This is a genomic window from Microcoleus sp. Pol11C3, from assembly GCF_036701485.1.
In the GTDB taxonomy this organism is placed as follows: Bacteria; Cyanobacteriota; Cyanobacteriia; order Cyanobacteriales; family Microcoleaceae; genus Microcoleus.
In genome coordinates this window covers 15,222-29,330 of sequence record NZ_JAUBQW010000083.1, presented here as the reverse complement: position 1 = coordinate 29,330, position 14,109 = coordinate 15,222, and the positions used below count along the sequence as shown (strand labels likewise).

Annotated in this window: 12 protein-coding genes and 1 pseudogene; 5 read left to right on the top strand and 8 right to left on the bottom strand. The window is 46.0% G+C overall.

The window, feature by feature from the left end:
• Positions 1-76: 76 nt before the first annotated feature.
• A pseudogene (locus tag QUA40_RS18500) lies at positions 77-172 on the top strand (IS630 family transposase); the annotation flags it as partial.
• A gap of 207 nt (positions 173-379) precedes the next feature.
• Here the strand turns inward: QUA40_RS18500 and QUA40_RS18495 are convergent.
• From QUA40_RS18495 to QUA40_RS18470, 6 genes are all read right to left on the bottom strand, one after another.
• The gene (locus QUA40_RS18495) at positions 380-1,588 is read right to left on the bottom strand and encodes a DegT/DnrJ/EryC1/StrS family aminotransferase (RefSeq protein WP_333128387.1); all 1,209 of its coding nucleotides are present in this window, start codon (positions 1,586-1,588) and stop codon (positions 380-382) included.
• A 569-nt stretch (positions 1,589-2,157) separates the two neighbouring features.
• Positions 2,158-2,733, bottom strand: coding sequence for an alpha/beta hydrolase (locus QUA40_RS18490; protein ID WP_333128385.1), 576 nt, complete (start codon positions 2,731-2,733; stop codon positions 2,158-2,160).
• 335 nt (positions 2,734-3,068) lie between these two features.
• Entirely contained in the window at positions 3,069-3,377 is a 309-nt protein-coding gene (locus tag QUA40_RS18485; RefSeq protein ID WP_333128383.1) for a DUF3493 domain-containing protein, read from the bottom strand.
• A 170-nt stretch (positions 3,378-3,547) separates the two neighbouring features.
• The gene (locus tag QUA40_RS18480) at positions 3,548-4,780 is read right to left on the bottom strand and encodes a DUF445 family protein (RefSeq protein ID WP_333128381.1); all 1,233 of its coding nucleotides are present in this window, start codon (positions 4,778-4,780) and stop codon (positions 3,548-3,550) included.
• A gap of 112 nt (positions 4,781-4,892) precedes the next feature.
• Positions 4,893-5,594 (bottom strand): bifunctional demethylmenaquinone methyltransferase/2-methoxy-6-polyprenyl-1,4-benzoquinol methylase UbiE, encoded by a 702-nt coding sequence (ubiE, locus tag QUA40_RS18475; protein WP_333128379.1) that lies wholly within the window; start codon positions 5,592-5,594, stop codon positions 4,893-4,895.
• Positions 5,595-5,815: 221 nt separating this feature from the next.
• On the bottom strand, positions 5,816-6,760 hold the full coding sequence (locus tag QUA40_RS18470; RefSeq protein WP_333128378.1) for a response regulator: 945 nt from the start codon (positions 6,758-6,760) through the stop codon (positions 5,816-5,818).
• Between the two features lie 156 nt (positions 6,761-6,916).
• Here QUA40_RS18470 and QUA40_RS18465 point away from each other — a divergent pair, with 156 nt between their 5' ends.
• Complete coding sequence (locus QUA40_RS18465) at positions 6,917-8,011, top strand: RuBisCO accumulation factor 1 (protein WP_333128376.1); 1,095 nt, start codon at positions 6,917-6,919, stop codon at positions 8,009-8,011.
• A 156-nt stretch (positions 8,012-8,167) separates the two neighbouring features.
• Here the strand turns inward: QUA40_RS18465 and QUA40_RS18460 are convergent, their stop codons facing one another.
• The gene (locus QUA40_RS18460; protein ID WP_333128374.1) at positions 8,168-8,305 is read right to left on the bottom strand and encodes a hypothetical protein; all 138 of its coding nucleotides are present in this window, start codon (positions 8,303-8,305) and stop codon (positions 8,168-8,170) included.
• A gap of 2 nt (positions 8,306-8,307) precedes the next feature.
• A complete protein-coding gene (locus tag QUA40_RS18455; protein WP_333128372.1) occupies positions 8,308-9,321 on the bottom strand; it encodes a DUF4349 domain-containing protein in 1,014 nt (337 codons plus the stop codon).
• Between the two features lie 166 nt (positions 9,322-9,487).
• Between QUA40_RS18455 and QUA40_RS18450 the strand changes: the two genes are divergently transcribed.
• The 3 genes from QUA40_RS18450 to QUA40_RS18440 all read left to right on the top strand — a co-directional run bounded on the left by QUA40_RS18450 (position 9,488) and on the right by QUA40_RS18440 (position 13,967).
• Positions 9,488-11,944 (top strand): ATP-dependent helicase, encoded by a 2,457-nt coding sequence (locus QUA40_RS18450; protein WP_333128369.1) that lies wholly within the window; start codon positions 9,488-9,490, stop codon positions 11,942-11,944.
• A gap of 270 nt (positions 11,945-12,214) precedes the next feature.
• Positions 12,215-12,961 (top strand): dienelactone hydrolase family protein, encoded by a 747-nt coding sequence (locus QUA40_RS18445; protein ID WP_333128394.1) that lies wholly within the window; start codon positions 12,215-12,217, stop codon positions 12,959-12,961.
• A 106-nt stretch (positions 12,962-13,067) separates the two neighbouring features.
• Positions 13,068-13,967, top strand: coding sequence for a S1 RNA-binding domain-containing protein (locus QUA40_RS18440; RefSeq protein WP_333128366.1), 900 nt, complete (start codon positions 13,068-13,070; stop codon positions 13,965-13,967).
• Positions 13,968-14,109 lie beyond the last annotated feature (142 nt).

The following is a 14,109-nucleotide window of genomic DNA, read 5'->3' as shown; positions in this document are numbered from 1 at the left end:
TGATCGCTGGTATTTATAATTATGAACTTTCTTGGAAGACAAACTAGCGATCTCCTAAGACTTTCGCAAGAGGTCTATTGAACACGATTTTAGTGCCTTAAAGCGAGCCAGAATGTATGCTCCTCCTGGCACATCTTTAGATGAACTCATCTGTGCCTACTGCGCTCAATAGTGTCTCTTTTTTATTTGAAATGACTATAACTTCCTCAGAAAGCGGTTTATTGCCTGTTTCCATCTTCCAAATGTGTGGGAAGTTTTCTCACTAAGCTTAACATCATTACCTTGCACAGGCTATTTGAGATTTATGAGAAACAACCCCTAACTGTTTCCTTTAGGGAAGCACTTAGAGGTTGTTTTAATCGGGGCTTGCTTGAAAACGTTAGCCTGCTGCTGCTAAAACTGGACTTTGAGTTTTGCCGATCGCCAAACATTTTTTAACAGCAGCAATTACATCTTCCACATCTGTATCTGTTAATTTTGCCGAAATCGGCAAGCTAACTGTATGCCGCCCGATGTAGGCAGCATTCGGATAGTCTTCCGGCTGCCATCCAAACATTTCTTGATAGATAGGATGTTCCGGCATACTCATGTAATGTACGCCGACACCGATATTTTCAGCATTGATAGCGTTGAGAAACTCGTCGCGGCTGATTCCTGCTTTGGCTTCATCTACCAGAATGGTGTACAGGTGATAAGCGTGAATTGTATCCGGTTCGGGCTTGGCGGGCAAAGTAATCGGCAGATCCGCAAATGCTTCGTGGTAGCGCTGCCAAATCTGCTCCCGCCGCTTCCAATAAGGAGCAACTCGTTTCATTTGATGAATGCCGATCGCAGCTTGCAGATCCATCATATTGTATTTAAAACCGACTTCCACCACTTGGTAGTGCTTGTAACCCGAGTCTCCGAAGCGCTTCCAAGCATCTTTGCTCATACCGTGCAGCGCTAAAATTTTGAGCCTGTCGGCGTATTCTTGACTGCCGACGATAATCATTCCTCCTTCGCCCGTCGTGATATTTTTGGTAACATAAAAGCTGAAGCATCCGAAGTCGCCAAATGTGCCTGCTTTCCGTCCCTTGTACTCTGTTTCGATCGCGTGAGCGCAGTCTTCAATTAACTTCAAGTTGTGACGGCGAGCCATCTCGCAAAGCGCATCCATGTCACAGGGACGGCCTGCAAAATGAACCGGCAAAATTGCTTTTGTTTTTGGAGTTATTTTAGCTTCGACTTGAGCGGGGTCAATATTCATGGTCACCGGATCTACATCCGCCAGTACCGGTGTTGCGCCTGCGTGAATAATCGCATTAACTGTCGCACAAAAAGTCATCGGAGTAGTAATAACTTCATCCCCCGGTTGTAACGAAGCAGCGAGGATGCTCAAGTGCAGTGCCGCCGTACAGGAATTGACTGCTATCGCGTACTCGGAACCTTTGTAAGCTTTGAAGTCATTTTCAAAACTCATGACTTTAGGGCCTGTACCCAACCAACCTGTTTTCATGGTTGACACCACTTCTTGAATTTCAGCATCTTCGATCGCCGGAGCGCCGAAAACCAAAAAACGGTCTTTTGAACGAATAGGATTGTTGTTCATGTTGCTAGTCTTACCCAGTAAGTAAAGTTGATCAAGTGCAAGTGTTAATGAATGCAGTATCAGCGTTTGTATTGGCTTATTTTTTATCTATAGCTTTTGCTAATGCCTTACGTAAGAGCACCTTTTGCAGCACAAGCTTACTCATGAGCACCCGTTTTTCCGGAAGCGCCTGACTCTGACAGAATTTCTCTATCTTAAGATAGAGAATCTGCAATGTCCACCCGATCGTATTTCAGTTTATGGGGGATACACAAGCTCTGGCCCGCATTTTTGGGCTCAAATACTTTCCTAAACAAAAATACGGATAGTGGTAAAATTTTTGTCCGCTGTGGAACATCTATCGCGAGATAGATTTTACACCCAAGTTCAAGTTATAGGATTAGAGATTTGAGATTTGGCAATGAGTGATTACCATCACGTTTCGGTCTTGTCTACTATTGCATTCTTTTTTTAAAGGGGTGTCAAAATTAGGGAAATTTTGCACAAATAAAATGTGACTCCCCTGTAATAGAGGCAGGTTCAGCAACCTAAGTGCGATCGCCCGAATCAACCCTCCTTGCCAAAATCCACTACAATCTAGGCAGGCGAATCTTATTCAAAATGTCTTGCAGCCGTTCTGAAACGCCGCCCAATTGTTCGGACAAAGCTACAAGTTTGCCGTAAGCTTCAACTAAACGATCGCCCTCAACATTAACCTCTGGAGCAGGATAATTCTTCATCGCTTCCAGCAGGGTAATCTCGTTATCATTAGTTGCAGACAGCATCAATGCCTCGCGCAAAGCTTCTCGATTTGCATTCCCAGAAGGAGTGCGAATTACCTGACCGACTTCATCGAGAATTATTTCCCCAACTTTACTGTTGAGCGTCCGATCCAACAAGCTTTGAGTGACTTTGATCGGTCTCATCAGACTGCGGCGAACCGCTTCCGGGTCTTTTTTGGCTTTTCCCAGCAGCATTTCTAAGCCGGGCGACATTTGCCCAGTTTCTGCAAAAATTTCTAATTCGCTGACGGGTAAAGTCATTCGGATCGCACTGTATTTGAGCACTACCTTTTCGGCAGCCGCCGCAGCATTGCTGTAAAATACAATTCCCGCGCCTGCTGCTAAAAATAACGTCCACCGCCCTTTGAAAAATGACTTGCTCATAGAAAAATCTCCCAACATCTTTTTCTAATTCGACTGTGACACATCTACCAATTTCCCGCTGTTAGCAAAATGCCGAACGCCAGCTCTTCTATTAGGGAAGGCTGGCGCTGGGCTTAAATTTATTTTATATATTTAGGGTCTTTATGAAAGCTGACCCCAATTGAACGAATTACAAGCGGTTTATGATTAGGGCCTTTAAATTTGCTGACCCCAATTGAACCTACATTCTTATAATGACAGGGATCGCTAGGAAACCAGGATTTCATAATAATTTCTTTATATTTTTAACTTTTCCTTGCCACAGATAGATTTTTGTATCTATTTGTAAATTTTTGTTACTTACCCTTCGGGGATCGGCCCTCGGCGCGCTGCTCCCAGCGAAACAGGAACACCATCAGGGCCACAACTCCGACTTGGAGGGCAAAATTAGGCAAAGCAGAACCAATTTCCCGGCCAGAGGCAATTTTAGCGAGAAAAACCAAGCCGCCGATAAAGCCCGAAGCGCCACAAGCTACGTAAACAAACTGTCGCAGAGGCCGGTAGGGAGTGGCCATTTCTGCGGTTAAACGCTCGTATTGTTGGCGGCTGAGGTTGCGCGGGTTTTTTGGGATGTTTGTGCGATAGTCTGAATTTGGGGCTGGCATAGATTTAGAAAATAAGTAAATTAGGATTGGGCCACAAAAACCCGGTTTATACCAAAAATCCTCTGGCTGAGGTGGCCAATACGGTCGAAAAACCTGGTTTTTGGTACTGGGGTGCGCCAGAGACAGTGAATATTAGACTACAACAAATATCTCACAACTGCCAAAATAAATCACCGCTGAATCCAAACCACAACTGTCTGCAAACAGCCGACAAAAACGCCCAAAATGCCTCCTAAATTTACAATTCCCTGCAACTCGCTTTGGACAATTCCCTGAATTGCTAACTCCAACTCTTCAGGAGAAGTACCTTTTACTCGATCAACAATCACCTGGTCAATATTCAAAATCGGGATAGCCTGAGCTACAATATTTTCTAAATCCCGCTCTAGATAGCGCTCTAAAACCAAAGCCAGTTCTTGGCTGACAATTCCGAGGGAAGCGCTCATTACCGCTGAAGTTTGCAATCGCTTCAGAAGCAACCGCGAAATATTTTCCCAGTCAATAGATTTGCTCAACCCCTCAAGTACCTCTGTACCCCGCTGTTGAACGTAGCTGCGAACGCTGTCGCGCATAGTTTTTCGCAACTGTCTCACAGTCGAAACCGGTAAATTTTGCATCGACAAATTTTGCAGCCATTCCTGAATTCGCCCGCGAATTCCCAAAGAAATAGTTAACTCTGCTAACCGCTGATTTGTGGCTTCTCTGTCATCCAGACAAAAAGTCCGCAGCCGAGTTAAAGTGTTCCGCAAACCAAACAAATTTGCTACTACCCAATAAGTGCCGCTGGTTTTTTCTCGAAACCCTTCATCAATGATCGAAATATTGCGATCCGTCAAAAAGTCAATTAAAGCCTGTCGCAGCACTTCTGGGGGGATTACTACCTGCAACAACCACTCAGCAAGCTGAGCCGCCTGAGCTTCAGTTAGCTGAATCTCCAGCAAAACTTGGTCAAAAATTTGATTTAGCTGAGCTTCTAAAAAATCTTCCCGGCGCGCCAAAACTTTGAGAATTCGGGGCACAGATTCCCCCAGCAAATCTCGCAAAATGTTAGCGAGAATTTTAGCCGTTTTTTGCTCTGCGTCTGCTTTTACCTGATCCAGCGCCAACTGCAACAACCAGAGAATCACCGACTGCATCCGCTCGGTTTGCAGGAGGCGGCGCGCCAAGTTTTGCAGTTCCTGTGGCGTCAGCAGCGAACCCATAATTGTGTCGGAAATTCGCTTTGCTAAACGCTCTTGGTTGCGGGGGATTAAGCCTGGAGTGAAAGGCAACTTCCGCCCTTTGATGTAAATAGCTCGATAGGGGCGGAACAGCATTTTGATAGCTATATCGTTAGTGAAATAGCCAATAATTCCTCCCACTACAGGTGGGGCAAACAACAGCCAAATGTCAGACGGATTCATCAATAATTGGGAATTGGGAATTGGGAATTGGGAATTGTTGACTGTTAACTGTTAACTGTTAACTGTTGACGGCGTTGAGTAATGACAACAGTCAACTGACAACTGACAACAGTCAACTGACTACTACCAATACTCCCATCATAGCTCCGGCAATCGGGTAGTGGGTGGCGGTGGCAAATCCGGCTTGGCGGGCGATCGCGACTTGTTCCTGGCCGATCGGGAATTTTTCTAAACTAGGATTAATGTAAGCATATTCTTGAGTCATGCCAAATTGCTGAGCAATCGGCACTACGAGACTGTCTAAATAAAACTGCTGAAAGCTCCGCATTAGGGAATTGCTGGGGCGGTGGAGGTCGAGAATAGCTGCTTTGGCACCGGGTTTGAGCACGCGGTGCAATTCCTGAAGACTGCGGGGGATGTCAGTCACGTTACGCAGGCCGTAACCCATTGTGGCGCAGTCGAAGTAATTGTCAGCAAAAGGCAAATCTAGGGCGTCAGCTTCTACCCAGGAAATGGGACTTATAGGGGTGAGAAAAGGTCGATCGCGCCTGGCCGCCACGGCCAATTGTTCGGCAGAAAAATCTACTCCAAATACGCAACCGGTCGGCCCTGCTTGTTTTGCCAGCAGCAAAGCTAGATCCCCGCTACCGCAGCACAAGTCTAAACAAGTATTTCCGGGGCCCGCACTGCTCCATTTCACCGCCATTTGCTTCCAAATCCGGTGTTGCCCAAAACTCAACCAGTCGTTCAATTGATTGTAAACTGGTGCAATTCGATTAAATATAGTTTTAATTTGTTCGGCGTTATTAGTCATTGATCATTTGTCATTGGTGATTGATCATTTGTCATTGGTCAGCCGGAAAAAATAATTAATCCGTCTATTCATGTCATGCTGTCGCCAGTCATTAAGGCTTTTTTATTTGTTAGCGATTGGTGAGCTTTTGTCGAGAATCATTGGTTGGCTATCATTTTAAACTCAAGACTTAGAGCCGACTGATGACTAAGGACTAATGACTGATGACTCATGACTGATGACTAATGACCCTGAAAACTCGTCAATACCAAAGCAACTTCTTGAGCGGCGAGGTGAACTGTTGTGAGTTCGTCGGGACGCAGGGAACAAGGCTGCTTCCACTGGATGGAAATCAGGGCGATCGATCGACCTTTGTGAATCACCGGGATGCTCAGGTGAGCTTGAATGCCCGATTTCTGATAGTGCGGCAGGCTCGCTAAGGCTGTGTCAAGCCCAATATTCACAGCACCCTGAATAGTTTGAGAGCTAATTGCTTCTCGAACCAGAGGGTCATCTGCCAGCCAATTTTCCACAGTTTGGCTGATGGTGTGACTGCCTTGGACTGGCATTAAAACATTTTCCTCCACCATTTGTAAAATGCAAGCGTCTGCCAAAAAATTATCGCTTACAGCAGTAGCAATTGGGTCTAAACTTGCTTCCAAACTTGGATAATCCACAGCCGTTTGCATGATGGTTGCTAACAGTTGTATTTGATTTTGGGCGCGATCCAATTCCTCAGTCCGCTGCTTGAGAACTTCATAAGTCTCGGCTGCCTTTTGCACCACCATTTTCAATTCGTTCGGGTCCCAAGGCTTAGTGATATACTTGTAAACTTGTCCTGAGTTAATCGCATCCACCAAGTCTTCAATGTCCGTAAAACCGGTCAAGATAATTCTGACCGTATTCGGAAACTGGGGCACGGTTTTGCTCAAAAACTCCGTTCCCTTCATTTCTGGCATCCGCTGGTCGGAAATGATGACGGCGACCTCGCCTTCGATGCCGAGGACTTCCAAGGCGCGAATTCCGCTCTCAGCTTTGAGCACGTTAAAATCTCGTCGGAAAGTGCGGTAGAGTAAATCCAGATTGTCTGGTTCGTCGTCTACTACCAGCATTTTGGGCTTTTTCGGTCTGTGTAGGGTCATGAGCTGGCGTTTAATTTGATCAAGCTCTGAAATGGCATTATCCATAACAATACGATAAACTCCCCTTTGTAAATTTAGGCGAGCAACTATTCTGTAACAATAGTCTCATAACTCACTTACTATTAATCTATCGCTCTGCCGCGACACGAGCCTTGCCGGTATCCAATCACACATAACTTAGCGCTAGTTTTTGATTCAATTATGACTGATAAACCGCAAGATTCATCCCCTCCTGCATCTGCATCCTCCACAAATGCTGTGGATGCCGAAAAGTTAATTCGATCGCTCCGCCGAAAAGAAGGCACTTGGGTAGAGTGGGGACAGGCCTGCACTGCACTGCTAAAAGCTGGCTACAACTCTCAAAGGATTTTTGAAGAAACTGGTTTTGAGCCAATTCAGCAAAATCAAGTAAGCGTCGCAGCCCAAGTCTACACCAGCATGGTAAATGCTGGGGCTTCAGACGAAGTTCGATCGCACTTTTTGGGCAAAGGTAGCGATATCTTATACGAGTTTCGGATTCTCTCTCAAGTAGAGCGTGCCGGGGCGGCTGCTTTGATGCTAACCCACAATTTGGATGTTGACGATGCTCGCCAAGTTGCTAAAGCGATCAAGGAGTTTTCGCACTTCGGGAGTCTCCCGCAAGGGTTCACAGACACTCCCGGCGATGCTATGGCTTACCAATGCTGGCAATTAGCAAGACAGAAAAGCGATTTGCAAGAGCGATCGCGCTTAATTGCTCGCGGTTTAAAATTAGCTAGCAGCCCAACAGCTAGGACGCAAATCGAGCAGTTGCTCGTTGATTTTACCGTAGTTTCCAGACGGGAAGCGCCCCGCTTGCCCGTCTACCGGCTCGATACCGAGGAACAATTGCCCCGCGTTGTCCCGGTTGTGGGCAAATTGCCACTCTCTACGAAAGATTTGCTGGCAGTACCTTTGCCGGAGGAAATCGAGCCGTTCCGAATGGTAAAATTTTCCGGAGCCGGAGCTTGGGTGGCGATTCCCGGATGGCAGGTAATTTTGAACGCTGAAGATCCGGTGGCTGTTTTGGGAATGAGCGATCGATTGCCGGTACCGCTGCAAGGCAAAGTTGAAGAAGTTTTGATTATTGCCGATCGAGCCCAAAGACAGTGGGACGCTGACAGTTATTTCCTCGCCGATAACGCTGGCAATTTAGAATTGTACTGGTTTGAACAATCCCCGGATATTCCTATTTTAGGGCGAGTTGTTCTGGTGATGCGTCCGAAAAAGATTGTGGATGAAGACTATACCAAAGATGGATGGCAAATTGATGATTAGTCAGTTGACAGTTGACAGTTGACTGTTTGCAGTTGTCATTGGTAGGTGTGTCGCCATCGAAAATCCTTAAACACAGATAGACAATCTCATCGCGACGCACCTTATATTATTTGCGAGATACCATTTGCGATTGGCGATTTTCAATTGGGAATGATATCAAGTGCGATCGAGCGATCGTAATATTTCCGCCCTTGGTGCGTCGCTACCAGATATTCGATTTGCTCCAAATATGGTCTGCAAGCGACACACCCTACAAACTTCTGCCTTCTGCCTTCTGCCTTCTGGCTTCTGCATGACTAATTTGCAGCAGGCGGCTTCGGTTCTTGAATTTTCTGAACAGAATGCTGTTTCTTAAATCGATTAAACCCGTAAACCGCAGCCGCAATTAACAGAAAATAAGGACTGTAAGCCAACAGCCAAATACCCAAACCAAACAAACCGAGCGTCAATTCGCCCACAGAATGAGTCGCTTTCCCCCAAGTTTCCTGCACCCGCAAACCTAGAGTAGGTTCGGGAGTTTGTTGAGCCGATACTGCTGCTTCTAGAGTTAAGCTAATAGTTGAATAGGCTACTTGATTTCGCAAACTTTTTAACTGAGCGTCAATGCGTTCGATCGACTCCCGAATATTGCTCAACTCTTGAGCAGCTTTGAGCACATCGCCGACAGAGCCCGATCGCTCCATAATTTTTAACACCATTTCTTCCGATTTGCGGAGGTTCCGCAGTCTAGCCTCGCTGTCAACTAATTGATTGGTAACATCCTCAGCCGTCAGAGCACGGTTCTCTACATTTCCGAGTTTTGCCAAAGCCTCTAAAGTAGTTTCTAACCGTTCTTGAGGCACGCGAATCTCCACAGACGCCGTTTGGCGGACACTGGAATCCGGGGGCTTTTGATTTTGGAAACCCAAGATATCGCCTTGCTGTTTTTCGACAATATTGGTAACAGATTTAGTGCTAGCGTCAATAGATTTGACAACTACACTGAGTTGGGCTTTTTTAATCAGTTGGGGACGGGTTGCGGTCGTTTCTGCTGCTTTTTTTGATGCACCAGGAGTTTTTGACCTTTCGGCTGGTGGCTCTGGTGCGGGTGCCGATTGTGGAGCCGATGCGGCAACTTGGTTTTCACGGCTGCTGGATGAATCTGCGCCGCCTGGAGCGCTGCTGGACGTTTGAGATCCTCCGCAGCTAGGCAAAGCAATGACTGAAGATAAAGTTAAGAATACCGCCACAGCAAAACGAGTTGTGCTGTTGTTGGCTGGGTTTAGGTTTTGCTTGTGGGGCGGGGAATTGATTTTGAGGTGAGTTTTCATTTGGGTGATTCCTATAAAAAAGGCTTGGGTCTTGAATTTTATGCTGGTTTTAATTTAAGCTTCAATAGATAGTGTTAGTTTAGCCGATACCGAAATGGAAACGGTAGAGGTTGCAGATTTTTTTATTTTTAACCGCAGATGAACGCAGATAAACGCGGATGTAATAATGACTGATGAATTTGATTCTGATTTTATGCGATCGACAACGAATATCGATCGCCCTGGCAACATTTCCTCTGGGTTAGACTCTGCCGTGGTTTTGCGAGAACAAGCTTGCGTTAAAATTCGCGAAAGCTTGCGTGCGGGGCAGCAGGATATGGTGGATTGGCAAGGCGGTCCCCTTGCTGTTTCGGCGGTTCCAGGGGCCGGGAAGTCTACGGGAATGGCTGCTGCGTCGGCAATTGCGATCGCCCGCAACGGGCTTAACAACCGCCGACAGTTAATTGTCGTGACATTTACGCGCTCGGCTGCTGCTAATATTAAAGCTAAAATTCGGGAAAGATTAGCCCAATTGTCTTTATCTCAAGGTGGTTTTGCCGTGCACACTTTGCACGGTTTAGCTTTAAATATTGCGATGCGCCATCCCGATTTGTCGGGTTTAAATTTAGAAAATTCGACTTTAGTCACTCCGACTCAAAGTCACCGATTAATTCGCACTTGTGTAGAACTTTGGATCGGCGAAAATCCCCGCCGATATCAAGTTTTGCTGGAAGGACAGCAATTCGACGGAGAGGAAACGGAGAGACTGCGGCGACAATCTGTTTTGCGAACCGAGATTTTGCCACAGTTAGCTAAAACGGTGATTCACGAGGCGAAATCTTCGGGTTTGTTTCCCGAACAGTTGTTAGAAATGAACGCTCTTGCTTCTGGGGACGGTTATGAAATTTTAGCCGTAGCTGGGGGTTTGTATCAAAAATATCAGGCTTTGTTGAGGAGTCGGGAATTCATCGATTACGACGAAATGATTTTAGCAGCTTTGCGGGTGTTGGACAATCCGAGGGCGAGGGCGATCGAGCAAAAGCAAGTATTTGCCGTTTTCGAGGACGAAGCGCAGGATTCGACACCTTTGCAGACTAAGCTTTTGAAAATATTAGCTAGCGAAACCGACAGTCCTAACTCACTTGAAAATTTTATCAGAGTTGGCGACCCAAATCAAGCAATTAATTCAACTTTTACTCCTGCTGATCCGATTTATTTTAACCAATTTTGCGATGAGTGCGAAGTAGAGAATAAGTTAGCGACAATGGACGGTGCAGGCCGCAGTACCCAAGTAATTATCGATGCTGCTAACTTTATGCTGCAATGGGTAAATGGCTCGGAATTAGCAAAAAATGAAAAGCCTTTCCGCGACCAAACTATTAAGCCAGTACCCAGCGATGACCCGCAGCAGAATGCAAATCCCGCCCCCCTTGGTCGAGGCTTAGAATTGCATACTCCCCGCGATATTTACCATACAGTTGAGTTAATTGGCCAGCGGGTAATTGAGTTAGTCGAGCAATTTTTACCCACTGATTTTGAATTCGCAAGGAATGAAAAAGCTATCGATTCAGACGAAGCTAGCGATGGGGAAAATAGTGCCAAGTTGCCGTTAGAAAATCTGAAATCGATGGCTATTTTGGTGCGGGAAAACAAACAAGGTAAGTTTATCAAAGAAGTGCTCGAAAATCCTCAAAAACACGGATTAAGCTTTGATTTGCGGAAATACGGGATTAAAATTGAGGATGTGGGAGAGCGCGATCGACATTCTCAAGTACCTTGGGAAATCTTAACACTGCTGCAATTTCTCGATCGCCCGCACTCTCCCGACTACCTGAAAGCAGCATTAAAGATTTTGAGCGATCGGCAACTCATCCCCAAACAAGACTACAATGCTTTTGCTACCAGCCCCGAGCAATTCCTTTACCCAGGCCCGCTAGACCCGCAGCAGTCAGAACCAGTTCGCAAATGCCGCTATTTTTGCTGTGGTTTGCTGCAAGCTCGCTTAGAACTGCCACCCTACCAAATCATATCATTTTTAGCCTTAGCGCTGCAATACGACCAAACAGAATTAGCCACTGCAGACAAATTAGCAGAACGAGTAGCAATCCAAACAGCAGGCAACAATTCAATGAGCACTATTTTGGGTGTAATCAGCGAAATTGTCAGTTCCGAAAGATTTGAACCTGTCGATGCAGACGACAAAATAGAAGAACGCTACACCAGCAAAGGTCAACTAACAATTATTACCATGCACAAAGCTAAAGGATTAGATTGGGATTGCGTTTTTATCCCCTTTCTGCACGAACAAACCATCCCCGGAAATTTGCGAGTTTTGCCACAAGCTAGATTCTTAGGAGATTTCACTTTATCCGAGGTAGCGAGAGCACAAATTAGAGCGAGTTTGCACGAAAAATATCCTTTACCAAATCTGGGCGAAGCCTGGGAACAAGCAGATTATTTGAAAAAAGCAGAAGAGTTTAGATTGCTGTATGTGGCGATGACGCGAGCAAAAAGTTTACTGTGGATGTCGGCGGAGAAGAAAGGGCCTTTTAGTTGGAACAAACCGGAGAATTTGCAGGAGCAAAAACCCTGTCCGGTAATGCCTATTTTAAAGCAGAGATTTCCAGGTAATGCGATATGGTAAATTGGGGGATTAGTTACTAATAGAGATTTTTTAAACGAACCGCGAAGACAGGAAGGACGCGAAGATTGAGAAAAGAAGAGAATCTTTAGCAAAAAAACATACTTGTAGGGGCAGGTTGAACCCGAAATATTGGTATAATGCCAACAATCTCTATAAAAAACTTCTCCTCTCTTCCTTCGTGTTCTTCGCGTCTTCGCGGTTCGTTTAAAAAAATCTAGTTCACAAATGAAAGAGAATTGCTAGAGAGCAAAAATGGCACTAAAAATCGCTATGACCAACTCAGAAATTCGCACAGCTAACGTCACAGTTCCCAACGGAGAGTTGCAAATCGCCGCTTACCTAGCCCAACCCGCAGCATCCGGGCAATTTCCCGCAGTTATTGTCATTCAAGAAATCTTTGGCGTCAACTCGCACATCCGCGAAGTTACTGAAAGAATAGCAAAAGAAGGATATGTGGCGATCGCCCCAGCCATTTACCAACGTCAAGCCCCCGGCTTTGAAACCGGCTACACACCAGAAGCTATCAAAATCGGCAGAGAATACAAAGAACAAACCACAGCTTCCGAACTTCTCGGCGATATCCAAGCCACCATCGATTACCTCAAAACTCTACCAAGAGTCAAACAACAAGGTTTTGGCTGCATCGGTTTCTGCTTTGGAGGACACGTCGCCTACCTCGCCGCTACTTTGCCCGAAATCAAGGCTACAGCGTCGTTCTACGGCGCCGGTATCGCCACTCTCACCCCCGGCGGCGGAACCCCCACGATCGCCCGCACAGCAGACATTAAAGGCACTCTCTACGCCTTTTTCGGCACTCAAGACCCCAGCATTCCGTTAGAACAAGTTGACCAAATCGCCGCCGAATTGCAAAAACACCATATTTCTCACCAAATTTTCCGCTACAATGCCGATCACGGCTTCTTCTGCGACCACCGCGGCAGTTACGACGCTACGGCAGCAGCCGACTCGTGGAGGCAGGTGAAGCAGCTATTTCATCAGCAACTTCAACCAGCTTAGAGAGTGGGAGATGGGGAGATGGGGAGATGGGAAGATGGAAAGAGTGGGAAAATTTTTCTACTGGCAACTGACAACTAAATTACTGACAACTGACAACTAAACTGACATGAATTCCAAATCTACAGGTTCTCAAAGCGCAAAAGCATCCTTTTCAATGGATGATTTTGCTAAAGCCCTCGAACAGCACAATTACGAGTTCCAGAAGGGACAAGTAGTGCGCGGCAAAGTGTTCGAGTACGACTCAAACGGCGCGTATGTTGATATCGGCGGCAAGTCTTCGGCTTTTTTGCCGATCGAAGAGGCTGCTTTGAGAACAGTAACGGATTTGTCGGAAGTAGTTCCGCTGGAAGAGGAACGGGACTTTTTGATTATCCGCGAACAAGATGCAGATGGCCAAGTTACTTTGTCTCTGCGGCAGTTACAAATTCAGGAAGCTTGGGAAGATTTAATTGAATTGCAGGAAACGGGTAAAGTTATTGAGGTGCGGGTTTCTGGCGCAAATAAGGGTGGCGTGACTGTAGATGTTCAGGGAATGCGCGGTTTTATTCCCCGATCGCACTTAGCACAACGCGATAACATAGAATCGCTGATCGGTCAATCTTTGAGCGTGAATTTTTTGGAGGTCGATCGCGATCGAGAAAAACTCGTACTTTCCCAGCGGATGGCCACTCAATCGAATGCTTTCAAGGATTTGCAAATTGGTCAGTTGGTGGAAGGAAAAGTCAGCAGTATCAAGCCTTTTGGCGTGTTTGTGGACTTGGAAGGAGTTAGCGGTTTGTTGCACATCAAGCAAGTTAGCCAAAAATATATTGATAACCTTGGAAAGGTGTTTGCTCCCGGTCAACCCCTGAAAGCACTGGTAGTTGACCTCGATGAAAGTCGTGGTCGGATTTCGCTTTCTACTCGGGTACTGGAAAATTACCCAGGGGAAATGGTGGATAAAATGGCGGATGTTATGGATACCGCAGAAGAGCGATCGGAACGTGCTAGAAAGAGTCTTTCTTAAGTCTTGATCTAATTACCACCCCGACTTCTTAAATAAATCGGGGTGGTAACAGCGAGATAGTTTTACCTTTAACCCACATTCTGCAGATATTCCTCCAAATTTAAAATAATTAAATTTGTAGGCATGAAACCCTGAAATAAAT